The organism is Candidatus Hydrogenedentota bacterium, from assembly GCA_035416745.1.
Lineage (GTDB): Bacteria > Hydrogenedentota > Hydrogenedentia > Hydrogenedentales > SLHB01 > UBA2224.
The window spans coordinates 38,907-54,395 of record DAOLNV010000033.1; the positions used below are offsets into that span (position 1 = coordinate 38,907).

Sequence of the window (15,489 nt, forward strand, 5' to 3'; positions counted from 1 at the left end):
CTGCCATCGGCCGCGGCGCAACGCTGTCGCCTGTGATGGGCCGTGACGCGAACGAAAATCCCGTTGCGTTGACGAATCCCGTGTTCGTCAAGGTGAACTGAGTCAAGGTTGAAGAGGCAGATAATCTTGCAGCGGGATGGTCTCTTCGCTCTGCTGTGGGGTGGTCCTTCGCTGTGGCATAGTCTTTTGACCATGCCGCTGTTGCGACCGTGACGCCCCGAGTTGAGAAATGTCGGCACGTTGCCCGCATTCTCGAAAGTGGCGTGAGCATCGTGGTGGTGGTTTTTTCGCCTGCGGTGAAAAGCAGCCTCTGCCGCCCCTTTCGGGGCTGGATGGGGGGGCGAACGATATCCCAGGGCTGCGCCACGCGTAGGGCGTGGCTTGCCCTGGGCTACGACCTGCCGCCCCTTTCGGGGCTGGATGGCTAGGCGAACGATGTCCCGGGGCGGGAGTCACAGGGGCAGGAGAGGTGAAGGCCCGATGCATAAACAAGACCTTGTGGTAAGGGGTTCTCGCCTGCTCGTGTGGGACCGGCGCCCCCGCCGGTCGGGAACTCGTGGTCGATGTGGACGCGGCAGATATCCCGGCCCGCTCTCGCGACATTCCCGCCTGGGGCACACCAGTCTGATACAGCGCCATTCGTCTCTTTGCCGCTATTGGTTTTCTTGCATGCCAGCCTTGCCGTTGTCCCCAAACCACGACGTGTGGGTGAAAACGCAGGGCCGGTTTTCTAACCGGCCATTCGTCACGGCGGACCGACCGGTCCGCCCTCCGTCATGTTGCCCCAAGCTCGCGACCAATGCGCGAACCCGTTTCTCCGCGCCGAAGAGGATAGAGGGATAGCGGATTGCATCCGCTCATGATTTATGGGCCGGTTGGAAAACCAGCCCTCCGTTGCCCCCCGCTGTGGGACGGTCTATAGAGGGGCGGGAAGGAAGACCCGCTCCATTACGGCGCCCTTGCGGGGGGTCTCACCGTGTCGTTCAGGTCTTCTTGGCCGTTTTGGACCTTTCTCTTGGCGTTACCGGGTCACGGGCCACGATGCGCGGTCGGGGCTTTCGTAGAGTCCGATCTTTTCGATGGGGATTGGCTCGAACCCCAGGGCGAATGCGGGCGAATCCTCTTTCAAGCGGAAATCCTTGTTGTCGGCATCCATGAAATGAGGATCTTCCTGAATCAGGTTGTTTTCGAGGGTGACGTATTTCTCCGCGTCGTCTTGCATGCCGTCCCACTCGCCGCCCCAGCAGATATTTCGGGCGATGACGTTGCCTTCGGGTGCTTTCGGCTCCTTGTCGAGAATGGTTACGAGCGCGGGGTACCGCTCGCTGTAGGGCGGCTTGTTGTAGGCGATCCCGCACAGGGTGCCTTTTTCGGCGGCTTCCTGAATCCATCCGTCGGCATGGCCGTGGGCCCAGCCGAGGGCGCGCGCGTCGAGGTGCATGGCGGGGTTGCAGTTCACGAAAATGTTGTTTGCGACGGTGCAGTCGCGTCCCCCGCCGATGAACGCCGCACGGGTGACGTTATAGAACACGTTGCCAATCATGTCGGCCGAAGCGAACATATCGTCGAGGTAGATGCCCACGCAGCCGCGGTTCTCGAACCCGGTGATGTCGTGCAGGTAATTGTAGCGAAGCAGATTGCCCCGCATGGTCCAGTCGCGGCCGGTATAAATGGCGCCGGCGTCGTTGGTCTCGAAACACACATTGTAGAGCTCGTTGAACTCGATGAGGTGGTCGTTGCCGCCGAACCCCATTCCCATATGCGGGGCGTCGTGGATGAGGTTATGCGACGCGCGGTTGCCCACACCGCTGAGCTGAATGCCCGAGTGGTAGACGCGGTACCACCTCGCGTAGTGGTGGATGTGGTTGTTGTCGGCGAAGTGGCTGGCAGGCGCGAGGGTAGTGCGGTCGCCGCCGTTGATGGAGATGCCGCCGCCCGCCATCTGGTAGATATCGCATCCGACAACTCCGTGGTTGGTGCCGCCCCCGATGCTTACCGCGCCGGCGCCGCCATTGCGGAACACGCATGCCGCGACGCGGTTGACCACGCCCTCGCGTATGACACACGCCGTGGAGCGGCACGCCTCGAACGTGAACCCGCGGAACGTCACGAACGACGCGCCGTTCATTGAGACAATCGTGGGGATGACCGACACGAGGGCCGCTGCGCTGTCGATGGGCGCGGGCGGCCAGAAATAGAGCGTGCCGGTTTCGCGGTTGAGGTGCCACTCGCCGGGGGCATCGATCTCGGTGAGCATGTTGAACGCGTAGTACCATTGGCCTTTGCGGTAGCCGTAGCCATGAGGCGGCTCGGCCAGTTCGATGATGTGGTTCTGGATGTCGATGTTGTTGATCGGTTTGCGTTCGTCGGACCAGTCCCAGAACCAGTACCCGTGGAGCCAGGGGTCTTCTTCGTTGAGCCACCGCGCGGGCCGGTCGCCTTCGTACACAAACTTGCCGGTCATGCTGCCCTTGTTGCCGTGGATCTGGTGGCCGTCGTCGACCACGATGTCCTGAATGCGGACGAATCCCTCGTTGGGCCAGCGCGAGACGGTCATGGGCTTGTCGGCGAAGAAGAGTTCGATGCCGCCGCCGTTGGGCGCGCCGAAATCCGTGATGCCCAGGGCTTTCAGATCGGCCTGGAGCACGTGGCCCCGGGCGGATTCATCGAGCCGGTCGAGGACGGCCTGGTCCGTCACGGGTTGAAAGTTGTTGACGACCTTGCCGCCCAGCAGCCGGACTTCGGCGCCGTCGGCAGCGCGATACACGATACGGTTTGCCGCCGTGCCGGAATCTTCCGCGGTCAACTCGAAGGGGGCATCCAGGACATAGATGCCGCCGGCTACGATTACCTCGATTCCTCCCACGAGCAGTCCGTCCGCGGCCTTGATGGCGCGGACGGCCTCGCGGGCCCTCTGGAGCGTCGCGAAGGGGCCGTCCGTACCGTCAGCATTGGGCGTTTCGAGCTTGCCCGACCACGCATCGTTTCCGTTCGTTGCCACGTACAGCGTCTGTGCGCCGAACGCGGACCCCGCTACGACCACCGCCGCCGCCAGCATTCCCAGCATCCTTCGCATTCCGGTTCTCCTTGCATTTTGGACCAGCGCCCCTTGGTGGGAAGCATTATGACGGGGAGCCGCCCCCCGCGCCAAATCGATATTGTGGCAGGTCTGGTGTATTTCCTGGGAGCGCGCTTGCTTTGAGCGCATCGCGCATGAATACTGTGCCGATCCGCCCGCTTCAGTTCTTCAGATACAGTTGGGGGAGATGGTCGGGGGTTGCGCGGACGCGGAAAGAGGAGTGCATGTCGGTTCTGGTCAATAAGGGCGTTGCCCGCACGCTGTTCACGATGGCGTTTCCGATGCTGGCCGGCACGTTCGCCATGAACGCGTACAATCTGACGGACACCTGGTTCGTGTCGCGTCTCGGCACGCTCCCGCTGGCCGCGATGGGATTCACGTTTCCGGTCGTGATGCTGTTGACTTGCGTTGCCCGCGGCATTGGTTCCGGGGTAACGACGCTGGCGTCTCACGCCATTGGCAGTCATGATCACGAGCGCGCCGCCCGGCTGGTCACCCACGGCATGACGCTGACGCTGGGGGTTACCGCAATCATGTCCGTCGGCGGTTACTTGTGCATCAGGCCGATCTTCACGCGTCTTGGCACCGACGAATCGACGCTGCCGCTGGTCGGCGCATACATGCGCACGTGGTTTCTGGGCGCTCTTTTCATGACGCTGCCCATGGTGGGCGGCGGCGTGCTGATCTCGGCCGGCGACTCGAAGGCTGCCAGTTGGCTCATGATCCTGGGAACGGTCCTCAACACCATTCTGGACCCGATCATGATTTTTGGTTTTCTGGGGTTTCCGGCAATGGGGATCCGGGGCGCGGCGCTGGCGACGGTCATCTCGCAGGCGTTCTCGGCGGTCTGGCTGGTGCACCTGCTGTACCGCAAACATCGTTTGCTGGCGTGGCGTGCCTGGAACCTGTCGCAGTATGTTCTCTCGTTGCGGCAGATAACGAGTTTCGCCGTGCCGAGCATCCTGAGCATGATTCTGATGCCGGTGTCCGCAAGCGTCATCACCCGCCTTTTGAGTCATTTCGGCAACGAGGCCGTAGCCGCGAGCGGCGCGGCGGGCCGCGTCGAGATGTTCGCGTTCATGATCCCCATGGCGCTGGGAATCTCGCTCACGCCGTTTGTGAGCCAGAACCTGGGCGCTGGACGTCTGGACCGCGTACGGCAAGCTCAGAAACTCGCCACGGGATTTGCTCTTGGGTACGGCGGGCTGTCGACCGCGATATTCTTCGTGAGCGCTCCGTGGCTCGCGGCGGTATTCACGAAAGACCCCGATGTTGCGAGCACGTTTGTGTCCTATATTCGCATTATCGCGTTCGGTTACGGGATGATGGAGGTCCACCGGTATTGCGGATTCTTCCTGACCGGTTTGCACAAACCTCTGTCCGCGACGGCGCTGAATGCCGTGCGGGTCCTGGTGCTGCTTATCCCGCTTTCGTACCTCGGTGCGCGTCTCATGGGGCTGGAAGGCGTGTTCTGGGGACGGCTGGCGACGGACCTTGCGGTCGGCAGCATCGGACTGGTCTGGGTCGCGAGCGTGTTTCGGTCCTACAAACGACCTTGACGGCCGCTTGCGCTGAGAGCGGCCCAAAGGACCGACAGGGTGAATCATGATTGGGCCGCGCTTCGACGAATGCACGCGTTAACGGAGGACATAAGGGGGCGTTGCGCGGAGAACCAGGAATGCAGGCAAGGATGCCCGCGCCACAACCCACCGCCTTTTTGGTCCCGTGAGTCCCTTTGGGTGATTCCCGGTCTCAGCGGCCCCATCCAGGATGCTACAATAAACGTCTCAAAGCCTCACAGGGCGATAGGAAAGGGCCGTCATGAGCTGGCATGCGTGCATTCTTGTGGGTCTGGCGTGTTTTGGCGGCAGCGAGACGGCGGCCGGCCGCGATTTCGCCGAGCCGGGCCTCCGGGAATCCTGGCTGCGGCACCCGGTGCTGGGCGACCCGTCGTTCGACGCGTTCGAGCGGTTGCCGGGCAACCCCATCCACCGGGGTTCGCCGCCTTATGTCTGGCCCGTGAACGGATTTCTGTTCGAGGACCCGGTCAGCGGCAAGCGGTACGTCTACGTTGGTCATTATCTCGAAGGGTACGCGCATAGCGCGGATACTCCTTCCCGGTGCACGGTGTTTCGGTCGACGGATGCCGGCGCAACCTGGACAGAGACCGGGCCCATTTTCACCGGCGAGCCGTACACGTTTGAGGGCGAGGTCACGCCGTTTTCCGGTGCGCCCGACGTATCGGTAGCCTACAAAGACGGGCGCTATCACATGGCCTTCGACTGGGGGACTGCCAATCTCACGTGGCAAATTGCCGCGGACCCCCCGCTAGACGCGAACGGCGGGGCGGCATACGCATGGGCGGACCGCCCGGAAGGGCCGTTTCACCCGGCGCCCAAGCCCATTGCGGGCACGCGAGAGCAAACGCTGCTTGCTGGCAAGTACCGGCGCATGTATGCCTCGTCGATCATCCCACGGGAAAAGGACTGGCTCGTGCTCACCCTGACCGATTCCGGGCCGTATTTCGGCTGGGCGCTGGTGGGCAGGAGGTCCGAGCGCCCGGAAGGACCCTACGCCGAGGAGAAGCTCCTGCTACATCCGGAACAGGCGGGCTATCATCCGCCCCTCATGGAGTTTTTCCCGGCATTCGTACACGAAGGGTACATTTACGCGCCCGCCACGTCTGTCGCGCGCACCCGCAACTTCCAATGCATCTGGAGGGTCCCTATCGAGGAGGCTATGAACCCGAAGGCCTGGACTCTGTGGCAGCACGGCTCGCTCTGGCACGCCGAACCGGTCGAACACGAACATTACGGCATCTGGGGGCAGACGCTGACCGGGTACATTGACAAGAACGGGGCGTTCAACGTCATGTTTCCCGCGCGGGACAGCGCGGGGCGCGGCACGATCAACCTCGCGGCCCGGCCCTGGGCCAAGCCGTACCGCGAGCGCGGGTTTCACTTCAGCGGTCATGAAGGTCCCTGCGTCACGTTAGTCCGGGAGGCCGGCACGCTCGAGCGCCTCGACATGCGGGCCACGATCAACGGCTCGGTCGCCGTTATCTGGGGCCATACGGCTCCTCTCGGACCGGATCATCCTGCTTCGGGCGCCGTGCCGCATCCCCTGACCCTGTCGCGCCACGACGGCCTTGAGCTGCGCAGCGGCGGATGGGCCCTGTTCTCGTGCGGCGACACGGGCGAGCGGCAGATTGCTGCCGAGGGGGCGTTGAACTCACCTCCAGCCGCATGCTCGGTGGCGTGGACATCGCCCGGCAACCTCGAGGTCTCGATAAACGGCGAACCGGTGTGGAGAGGGCCGTTTACCCGGAAGCGGGGCGCTCTGGGTCTGTTGGCAGGCACGTTCAGCCATGTAGATGTCACCCAGTTCAAGGTGACGGGCGATTTCAGCGCCGCGAAGGTCCGGTATCTCTTCACTGAGGGGTTAGCCGGAGCCGCCCAGCATCGCGACTACTGGGAGGAAACGCGTGAATCCGGGTTCCTCTATGGTTTGGGAGCGGTATCGCGCCACGACGGCGTCGCCGCGAAATGGAACGTCGCGTGTTCGGGTTTTGCGCTATGGAGTCCCACGGGGCCGGCGTATGGCACGGCCGAGGTGTGGGTAGACGACACGCGCCTGGGCGAAGTGGATTTCGCGACACCTGAGCCGCGGGCGTCGCGGGTGGTCTTTCGCGCCCAAAACCTCGCGGCCGGGTATCACGCGGTCTGGTTGAAGAACATCTCGGGCCGCATTCCCGTCGACGTGCTGGAAACCGAACCGTAGGATTTCGTGCCGCATCCCCAGCCCGCGGGGCGGTCCGCGCTGGGAGCAGCGCAAGCGCGTCACGGGGCTTTTTCAGTGTGGCACGAGCATCTTGCTCAAGGTTTATGGCATGCTTGTGCGGGCATATTTGAGACCTTTGTACGGAAAAGCGGGTTGGCCGGGAGTACGCAACAACGGGAGCAGGCTTGTTCGTTCTCCGGGGGCTGCGCTCCGCGTTCCGCGTGGCTGTCCGTGGGCTGTCTCAAGACTCAGGTGGAAGGAGCGATCCGTGCGAGTTTCTTTGGTGTTTTTATGTATGGCGGCGCCGGCATTGTCCGCGGCGGGGCAGACGGTGTTCGTCGAGGCGGAGAGTTTCGCGGAATTGGGGGGCTGGGTGGTCGATCAGCAGGCCATGGACCAGATGGGGTCGCCCTATGTACTGGCGCACGGGATGGGTGCGCCGGTCGAGGACAGCGCAACGACAGTTACTTTCCCGGAACCGGGCTTGTACCGCGTGTGGGTGCGGACGCGGGACTGGGTGGCGCCGTTCGGGGCATCGGGGTCGCCCGGCCGGTTTCAGGTATTGGCCAATGGCACGCCGTTGGAGACCTTGTTCGGCACGGAGGGCGCGGCATGGCATTGGCAGGACGGAGGAAGCGTCGAGATTGGGGACACCAGCGTGCGGCTGGCCCTTCACGACCTCACCGGTTTCGAGGGCCGCTGCGACGCGCTCCTGTTCACCAAGGACATGGGCCTGTCTCCGCCCGACGACGGCGACGCTCTGTTGACGTTCCGCCGTGAGCTGCTGGGATTGACCGGCGCCCCGGAGGATGCGGGGTCCTTCGATTTTGTCGTGGTTGGAGGAGGCATTGCGGGGACGTGCGCCGCGGTTTCGGCGGCGCGGCTGGGGCTGGAAGTGGCGCTGGTGCAGGACCGGCCGGTGCTGGGCGGCAACAACAGTTCCGAGGTTCGGGTGCATCTGCAGGGCAAGACGAATCTGCCTCCGTACCCGGCGCTGGGCAATCTGGTGCGGGAACTGGATTCGGGGATGCAGGGCAACGCGCAGCCTCCCGAGAACTACAACGACGCCAAGAAACTCGCGGTTGCGGGCGCGGAAGAGAATCTCGCGCTGTTTCTCAACATGCACGCGTACAAGACGGAGATGGACGGCGGCCGCATCGCCGCCGTGCTCGCAACAGATACGCGCACAGGGAAGGACTGGCGGTTTCCTGCGCGGTGGTTCGCCGATTGCACGGGGGACGGCACGGTGGGTTTTCTCGCGGGTGCGGATTACCGCATGGGCCGCGAGAGCCGCGCTGAAACCGGGGAGGAGCTTGCCCCGGAAGAGCCCGACACTATGACGATGGGGTCTTCGGTGCAGTGGTATTCGGTTGAATCGGAGGGGCCGTCGCCGTTCCCAGATTGCCCGTGGGCGGAACCGTTCACCGAGGAAACGGCGCAGAAAGTCATGGTGGGCAAGTGGGACTGGGAAACGGGGATGAACCGGAACCAGGTGACCGAGATCGAGTACATCCGCGACCATGCCCTGCGGGTGATCTACGGGAATTGGGCGTTTCTCAAGAACCAGAGCGCGGACAAGGCGGATTACGCCAGCCGCAAGCTCGGATGGGTGGCATATGTGGCGGGAAAACGCGAGTCGCGGCGCCTGTTGGGCGACGTCGTCCTTCAACAACAGGACATTGATTTCCGGCGCGAGTTTGAAGATGCCAGCGTGACGACTACGTGGACCATCGACCTGCATTATCCCGAGCCGACGAACAGCGAGCAGTTTCCGGGGCGCGAGTTTCGCTCGATCGCGAAACAAAAGGAGATCGTGCCTTATCCGATCCCGTACCGGTGCCTGTATTCGCGCAACATCGAGAACCTGTTCATGGCGGGCCGCGACATTTCCGTGACTCACGTGGCATTGGGCACGGTCCGAGTGATGCGCACGGGCGGCATGATGGGCGAAGTGGTCGGCATGGCGGCGTCGCTGTGCAAGAAGCATGACACCGCACCCCGGGGCGTCTATTCGTACCATCTTGAGGAACTGCAGGCGCTCATGCAGGCGGGGATCGGTGAGCCGCCGCGGGAGGCGGCGCTCGAACCGCCTGCGTGGCGCGAGACGGCCGGACCCAATCTCGCCCGAACCGCCGCCGTCGAGGTGTCGAGCGTGCTCGAGCCCATCCAGTATCCGCCTTCGCATATCAATGACGGGGTCATCAATCTTGACGACAGCAACAGCCGGTGGTGCAGCGCGCGGGAGGGGATGCCGCATACAGTCGATTTTCGATGGGATACGCCGCAAACCATCAGCGCGGCGCGCATTGTGACGGGGTGGCGCACCGGGCCTTTCGAAATCGAGGGGCAAGCACAAGCCTTTGCCCTGCAAGTGTTCGAAAACGGGGCGTGGCGCGACATTCCGGGCACGGCGGAAACAAATAACACCCAGCACGACTGGCATGCGCGGTTCGACCCGGTCACGGCAGACCGGCTGCGGCTTGAGATCCGGGCAGCACCCGGCAATGTAGCGCGGCTGTTCGAGGTGGAGCTGTTTAACCCGCCTGACGGCTGAGAGGGCGTTCGAGACTTCAACGCCGGGCGCGTGTGGCCATATGCAAGACGAGGACAGGACGAAGCCCATGACGCATCGAGAGCGCGTGTTGACGGCTTTTCATCATCGGGAACCCGACCGGGTTCCGCTGGACTATATGGCGAACGCGGAGATCCACGCGGCGCTTCACGCGCACTTTGGTCTCGCGGAGGATGAGTCGTGCGCGCTGTCGGAGCGGCTCGGGGTGGATTTTCGGGGGGTGTATGTCGGGTACACGGGTCAACCCCTGCACGAGGCGCCGCCCGGGTACCAGGTGGATGAACGCGGCGCGCGCATGCGATGGGTCGAGCACGCGGCCGGCGGATACTGGGACTTCTGCGACTTCCCCCTGGCGGGGACGATCACGGTGGACCAGGCCAAGGCCTGGCCCTTTCCCCATCCCGACGACTACGACTACGGCACGTTGCCGTCACGATGCGAAGCGGTCCAAGGCTATGCGATTGTGCTTGGTGGCGCGGGGGTCGGCTGCATACTCAACAACCTCGGGTCCATTCGCGGGATGGACGGCGTGCTGTGCGACGTTCTGACGGAAGAGCCGGCGGGCATGATGCTCATTGACCGGTTCAATGAACTCCAGCTCGAGGTCGCTCGAAGGGCCTTGTCGGCCGCGGGGAAATTGGCCGACGTGTTCTGTGTCGGCGAGGATTTGGGTACCCAGCGGGGGCCCATTGTCAACCCCGAGACCTTTCGGCGCATCATCAAACCCCGCATGCAGCGCTTCATCGACGAGGCGAAGAAATACGGCCTGCTCGTAATGATGCATTCGTGCGGTTCGAGCAGTTGGGCGTTTGACGAGCTTGCCGGCATGGGAGTCGACATCATAGACACGCTCCAGCCGGAAGCCGCCGGGATGGGTCCGGCCTATCTCAAGAGGGTGTTCGGGAAGAAGCTCTCCTTTCACGGCGCCATATCGACGACGGGGGCGTTATCGTTTGGCGGGGTTCAAGACGTTCGGGACGAGGTCAGGCGGGTCCTGGACGTCATGATGCCGGGCGGCGGGTATGCTCTTGCGCCATCCCACGCGATTCAGTCCAATTCACCGGTCGAGAACGTGTTGGCTCTGTACGAAACAGCGCGCGAATACGGGGTGTATTGAGTGAGCGCAATCCCGGCATCCTGGTGGTTGTCAGGAGAACAGAGCCTCTACGAAGTCGCGGGCGTTGAAGGGCTGGAGGTCGTCAACACCTTCTCCCACGCCGATCAATTTGATTGGCACGCCTAATTCTTTTTGGATGGGGACGACGATACCGCCCTTTGCGGTGCCGTCGAGTTTGGTCAGGACGAGCCCGGTCACATGCAATGCCTCGGTAAAAATGCGCGCTTGTTGGAGGCCGTTTTGCCCCGTGGTGGCATCGAGGACCAGCAGGACCTCGTGGGGGGCGCCCGGTATGCGCCTACCGATGACTCGCTGGATTTTCCGCAGTTCTTCCATGAGATTAACTTTGGTGTGGAGACGTCCGGCCGTGTCGATCAGAAGACAGTCGATGCTGCGGGCCTGTGCCGCGTCCGCCGCGTCGTAGGCCACCGCGGCGGGGTCCGCGCCGTCCTGATGTTTGATGATAGGCGTGCCGGTGCGCTCGCTCCAGATCGTGAGTTGTTCGACGGCGGCGGCGCGAAACGTGTCCGCGGCCCCGAGCAACACGGTTTTTCCCTGGCTCTTGAGATGGGACGCCAGTTTTCCGGCGGTTGTGGTCTTGCCCGAGCCGTTGACGCCGGCGATCAGTGTGACGTGGGGGCCGTCCCCGCCGTCCCATGTAAGGACATGGTTGCCGGGTGTCAGCAACGCGACGAGATCTTCCTTGAGCACGGCGAGGAGTTCCTGCGCGTTTTCGACGTTCTTGTCGTGGGCCTTTTCCCGCATGTCCTCGACGATTCCCATGGCGGTGTCCACACCGAAGTCGGCTTCGATAAGGACTTCCTCGAGTTCCTCGAAAAAGGATTCATCGATACTGCCATGGGCCGTAAAGACCCGTTTGATGCCATCGGCGACGGCGCTGCGCGTCTTGCTCAACCGCTCGCGCAAGCGCCCGAAAAATCCGCGTTTCTCTTCGGTCATGCCCGTGTATTCCTTGTCTGTATGCGGGGGGAAATCCCTGTCTGAATGGGCTGAATGATAAAAGCCGCGCCCCTGTGGCAAACCGGCGCAAGGCAGTATCCGTCAGGGCACCCGGTACGCTCTGGTCTCGTATTTGAAATCGCTTTTCTCGCGTTGCCCTACGCAAAGAAAGCCGCCGTCATCGAGCGGCTGAACATATCCGTGGCCGACCGAGAAGCGGTCGTCCTCTTTGATGCCGACAAACCGGGCGCTGGGGTCGCGGGTAGCCTTGGAATCGCCAATGCCGCGAATCTCGACGTCCCCGAGTAGGGCCACGAAATACAGTTCTGACTCGGACTCGACGACGAAGGCCGAACCCAGAACGGGGTCAGTGGGCCGGCCTCCGTTGCGCAGAAAATACCGTCCGCTATACCGGCTTTGTGGCGCAGGACCGGATTCATCTGTTTGGCGGATCTCCTCGCTTGTCACGGGGTTGTTAAGGAGATCGCGCACCATGGCGTCAAAAACATCCGAGATTGGGCCGTCCCAATACGCGCTCGGGTCAGCGCCGTTCGAGTAGGCGTCCTCGGCCATTCTGCGTGTCAGGCTGTCCTGCAGCCGCTGGACGTTGCCCGGCATAGCGGCCCATACGAGGAGCAGGAGGGCAAGAACCGTGAGAAGGCCCACCAGGACGCGACGGCTGGTCTGCGCCTGGGTATCGCGGAATTCTCCCGCCCCCTCGGCCGTCATTCGCCGGGCGCGTTGATCCCGCAGATTGTTGCCGCAGGTTTTGCAGAAAAGTGTGCCTTCCGGATTGACCGTGCCACACTCTTGGCACACGGCATCTGCGTCGATCCGTTCGAACGAAGGCTCGCCGCCGTATGGGTTGTCCGATCCCTGACTCACGAAGCGTTCACCTTTCGTCATGGCACGGGCACGCTGCCGTTTTACATAACCCGGAAGCCGAATACCCCCCGCCGTGCGGCGCAATCCTGGACGCACGACAGCCGTTGCCGGCACGCCCTCGCACCGCAAGGGGCTTCGCGCATGCCAGCATCTCTGCTACTAGGCATCTGATTTTCGCACAAATTGCATCCGTTGTCCAGTTATTCCTGCAAGCCTTTTCGTAAGCAAGGCATAAGGCCAATGTTACTTAGACAATATGGCACACACTGTGCGCCACGCTTTTCGCGGGGATTCTGTTGACATTCCTCATTCGGAAACGGGGACCCTGACTCATCAGAGGCAATGAATTCGGGGTTTTCCATTAAGTCTGTGGGCTGGACGGCGGCATGAAGGACCCGGATGCGCGCGGGGCTTTTCGATGGTTTGAACTGGAACAGGGAGGCCGTCAAGCTGCGCGGCGCGGCAGCTGGACGGGCATCATCCCACGTTAATCCTTTTTGCGATGGCGTCCTCGGTGGCCTTGCGGGCGATTCGGGTTGCGATCATGCCGTCCTCGGCGGAAGCGAGGTTCCCGGGGAGACCGGTCTCGAGCGCTTTGGCGAAACCGTTGTACATGTCGCCGAAATTCTTGCCCTGCTCGACCCCGATGGTCTGCGTACCCTCGGAAGACCGGACTTCGAGTATGCCGGTGAGACCGTCATAGCGAATAACGCCATCGGTGCCGATGAGGTCGTAGAGATACTTGTGGACCGGCTCTTTGGCGGTGTGGCAGTAAGTGAAACTCAGTTCGGCCATGGTATGCGCGCCGTTGGCGTGGTCCATGTGCACCCACACGTGGTCGGGCGCGGCGTAGTCCTGGACCCAGGACCCCATCCCTTCGAACCGCACGATCTCGGACTTGGTCCACCACCGTGCGAGGTCGATATCATGGACGCCGCAGTCGACCATTGGGCCGCCCTCGAGCATGCGGCCCTCGCGGCGGCGCTGTTCGATACGGTTGCCGGCGGCATCGAGTTCGTAGCGGCCGTGGCAATTCCAGATGTAGACGAGCCGCAAGGTGCGCAGGATGCCGACCGCCCCGCGCTCGAGCAACGCTTTGATCTTGAGGGCTTCGTCTCCGAAACGGTACGTGAACCCGGTGAAGAGGGGGAGATTCGCCGCCTGCGTGATGGCGAGCATCTCGCGGCCTTCTTGCTCGGTCATGGCCAGGGGTTTTTCGCACAAGACGGGCTTGCCATAGCGCACGGCGTCGCGAACGTTCTGCAGATGACAAGGGGCGGGCGATGTGATGGCGACGGCATCGAGCCCCGACGTGAAAAACGCGTCCACGTTGTCAAAGGCGCGGGGCACGCCAAACTTCTCCTGCGCGGCAGCGCGTCTTGCCGGGTCGGGCTCGAACACGGCGTGAAGGTCCCACACCTTGCTGTCGCGCAACGCGGGCAGATGGCCGTATCCCGCGACCGTGCCACACCCCATCAACCCGATTTTCTTCATGGGTCCACTCCCGTGAATGCGAATGATGCCGAATTATGGCGCAATTTCCGGCGCGATGGGGTGCAACCCTACGCTGTCAGGGGAGGCGTTTTCAAGAGATGCAGGATAGCAACGCGAACCCACAGGGCGAAATGGTGTCTGAAGCTTCGGAAGCCGAGAGAGACGTCGGGACGGCCTGTGCGGCGGCTGCGTGCCGGGCTTGCGTTTGGCCGCGCGCGGGTTATATGATAGAAGGGAGAAAAGTGTGGCGGAATGCGTGCCGTCGAGGTGCCTGAGCCGGCGGACTGCCACCAGCTCAAGCGCTTGTTTTTTCAAAACATTGGAATGGATGCGCGGGGAGAAGTCTCCCCCGTGCAGAGAATGGCCGGGTGGCCTTAAACCATTCGGCGAAAACAAGTTGGGTAGACCAACGCAGGTGTAAGGAGACGAATCATGTACAGATTTCTTGTACTCGCATTGGTGTTGACGCTGGCTGTGGCCTTTTCCGGCTGCGGCCCCAAGACAGAGGCACCCGCCCCGAAACCTCAAGGGCCCGCTGTTTCGGCTCCTCCCGCACAGCCGCCGGCGGCCGAGCCCGCTCCGCCGGCAGAGTCCGCGACGGAAGCCCCCGCAGCCGCGGCTGGCGATGAAGCCAAAGCCGGCGCAGCTGAAGAGAACTGGTCCGAGTTCGAGGTTGTTCCATCTGCCAGCGCCAGCGCCCAGAAGAAGGAATAGCGCGTTCGCTTAATGTGTTTTCCGGGCCTCTCTTGCCAACAGGCCAAGAGAGGCCCCGTATGTTTTCGTGGGCGCGCTCGCGGGAAGACCTTATGCGCATGCCCTTGTTCATTAGAGGTGGGATGTGCGCGGCGGCATGTCTTTGAAAACCCGCCATCAACTATTCGGAGCATTCATGGCAGTACGGGCGATAACCTTCGATTTCTGGTGCACGCTTTTCCGCGACGCGGAGAAGGAGGAGCGCCAGCAATTGCGCATCGAAGCGCTTCATGAACTCAGCGGCGTGTCCCGGCAGGCTATTGATGAAGCCCTCGATATCGTGTGGCAGGAGTTCAGCCGGCACCACATCGAAGAACAACAGACCCTGCTTCCCGAGGACGCGGTCCGGATGGCTGCCGGGGAACTGGAGATTTTTCTGGCCGATGACGAGGCAGAGCGACTGGCCGGTGTCTTCGCCACGGCAATTCTCACGCACAGTCCGGTGCCCATCGAGGGCGCTCTCGAGGCCGTTAAACGCGCTGCAGGGAACGTTCCCATCGGGTTGGTCTCGGATACGGGCGTCAGCCCGGGGAGTTCGCTGAAGGTTCTGATGGACCGGCATGGGTTCACGCCATACTTCACCGCCTTCGTCTTCTCGGACGAGGCCGGCGTCTCCAAGCCGCGCCCGGAGATATTCGAGGCGGCAGCCCGTGGCTTGGGCGTCAAGCCGCACGAGCTTCTCCACATCGGCGACCTCGAACTCACGGACATTGCCGGCGCCCGCGCCGTTGGGGCGAAGGCCGCGTTGTTCACTGGCGAGAATGCCAGGTACGCGGACGCCACCGCCGCTGATTATGTTTTCTCCCGCTGGGACGACTTTGTCGGGAGGCTTCCCGAGATCTGCAACCA

At 62.7% G+C, this 15,489-nt stretch carries 10 protein-coding genes; 6 read left to right on the forward strand and 4 right to left on the reverse strand.

What is annotated here, in order from left to right; translation table 11 throughout:
* Window positions 1-1,021: 1,021 nt before the first annotated feature.
* The gene (locus PLJ71_11760; GenBank protein ID HQM49352.1) at window positions 1,022-3,076 is read right to left on the reverse strand and encodes a right-handed parallel beta-helix repeat-containing protein; all 2,055 of its coding nucleotides are present in this window, start codon (window positions 3,074-3,076) and stop codon (window positions 1,022-1,024) included.
* Between the two features lie 227 nt (window positions 3,077-3,303).
* Here PLJ71_11760 and PLJ71_11765 point away from each other — a divergent pair, with 227 nt between their 5' ends.
* From PLJ71_11765 to PLJ71_11780, 4 genes are all read left to right on the forward strand, one after another.
* Window positions 3,304-4,638, forward strand: coding sequence for an MATE family efflux transporter (locus tag PLJ71_11765; protein ID HQM49353.1), 1,335 nt, complete (start codon window positions 3,304-3,306; stop codon window positions 4,636-4,638).
* Window positions 4,639-4,900: 262 nt separating this feature from the next.
* Window positions 4,901-6,859 carry a hypothetical protein gene (locus PLJ71_11770; protein HQM49354.1) on the forward strand — a complete coding sequence of 653 codons (1,959 nt, stop codon included), beginning with the start codon at window positions 4,901-4,903 and terminating at the stop codon, window positions 6,857-6,859.
* Window positions 6,860-7,127: 268 nt separating this feature from the next.
* Entirely contained in the window at window positions 7,128-9,413 is a 2,286-nt protein-coding gene (locus PLJ71_11775) for an FAD-dependent oxidoreductase (protein HQM49355.1), read from the forward strand.
* 67 nt (window positions 9,414-9,480) lie between these two features.
* Window positions 9,481-10,548 carry a uroporphyrinogen decarboxylase family protein gene (locus PLJ71_11780; GenBank protein HQM49356.1) on the forward strand — a complete coding sequence of 356 codons (1,068 nt, stop codon included), beginning with the start codon at window positions 9,481-9,483 and terminating at the stop codon, window positions 10,546-10,548.
* 30 nt (window positions 10,549-10,578) lie between these two features.
* Here the strand turns inward: PLJ71_11780 and ftsY are convergent, their stop codons facing one another.
* The 3 genes from ftsY to PLJ71_11795 all read right to left on the reverse strand — a co-directional run bounded on the left by ftsY (window position 10,579) and on the right by PLJ71_11795 (window position 13,887).
* Window positions 10,579-11,508 carry a signal recognition particle-docking protein FtsY gene (gene ftsY / locus PLJ71_11785; protein ID HQM49357.1) on the reverse strand — a complete coding sequence of 310 codons (930 nt, stop codon included), beginning with the start codon at window positions 11,506-11,508 and terminating at the stop codon, window positions 10,579-10,581.
* A gap of 102 nt (window positions 11,509-11,610) precedes the next feature.
* The gene (locus PLJ71_11790) at window positions 11,611-12,393 is read right to left on the reverse strand and encodes a zinc ribbon domain-containing protein (protein HQM49358.1); all 783 of its coding nucleotides are present in this window, start codon (window positions 12,391-12,393) and stop codon (window positions 11,611-11,613) included.
* A gap of 477 nt (window positions 12,394-12,870) precedes the next feature.
* Window positions 12,871-13,887 (reverse strand): Gfo/Idh/MocA family oxidoreductase, encoded by a 1,017-nt coding sequence (locus PLJ71_11795; GenBank protein ID HQM49359.1) that lies wholly within the window; start codon window positions 13,885-13,887, stop codon window positions 12,871-12,873.
* Between the two features lie 432 nt (window positions 13,888-14,319).
* Here PLJ71_11795 and PLJ71_11800 point away from each other — a divergent pair, with 432 nt between their 5' ends.
* Both PLJ71_11800 and PLJ71_11805 read left to right on the forward strand, forming a co-directional pair.
* The gene (locus tag PLJ71_11800; protein ID HQM49360.1) at window positions 14,320-14,601 is read left to right on the forward strand and encodes a hypothetical protein; all 282 of its coding nucleotides are present in this window, start codon (window positions 14,320-14,322) and stop codon (window positions 14,599-14,601) included.
* Window positions 14,602-14,776: 175 nt separating this feature from the next.
* A partial coding sequence (locus tag PLJ71_11805; GenBank protein HQM49361.1) for an HAD family hydrolase occupies window positions 14,777-15,489 on the forward strand: 713 nt, incomplete at its 3' end.

Excerpts from the sequence above, each read along its gene's own strand:
- PLJ71_11760 (HQM49352.1), bottom strand. The coding sequence starts at position 3,076 with ATGCGAAGGATGCTGGGAATGCTGGCGGCGGCGGTGGTCGTAGCGGGG.
- PLJ71_11765 (HQM49353.1), top strand. The coding sequence starts at position 3,304 with ATGTCGGTTCTGGTCAATAAGGGCGTTGCCCGCACGCTGTTCACGATG.
- PLJ71_11770 (HQM49354.1), top strand. The coding sequence starts at position 4,901 with ATGAGCTGGCATGCGTGCATTCTTGTGGGTCTGGCGTGTTTTGGCGGC.
- PLJ71_11780 (HQM49356.1), top strand. The coding sequence starts at position 9,481 with ATGACGCATCGAGAGCGCGTGTTGACGGCTTTTCATCATCGGGAACCC.
- ftsY (HQM49357.1), bottom strand. The coding sequence starts at position 11,508 with ATGACCGAAGAGAAACGCGGATTTTTCGGGCGCTTGCGCGAGCGGTTG.
- PLJ71_11795 (HQM49359.1), bottom strand. The coding sequence starts at position 13,887 with ATGAAGAAAATCGGGTTGATGGGGTGTGGCACGGTCGCGGGATACGGC.
- PLJ71_11800 (HQM49360.1), top strand. The coding sequence starts at position 14,320 with ATGTACAGATTTCTTGTACTCGCATTGGTGTTGACGCTGGCTGTGGCC.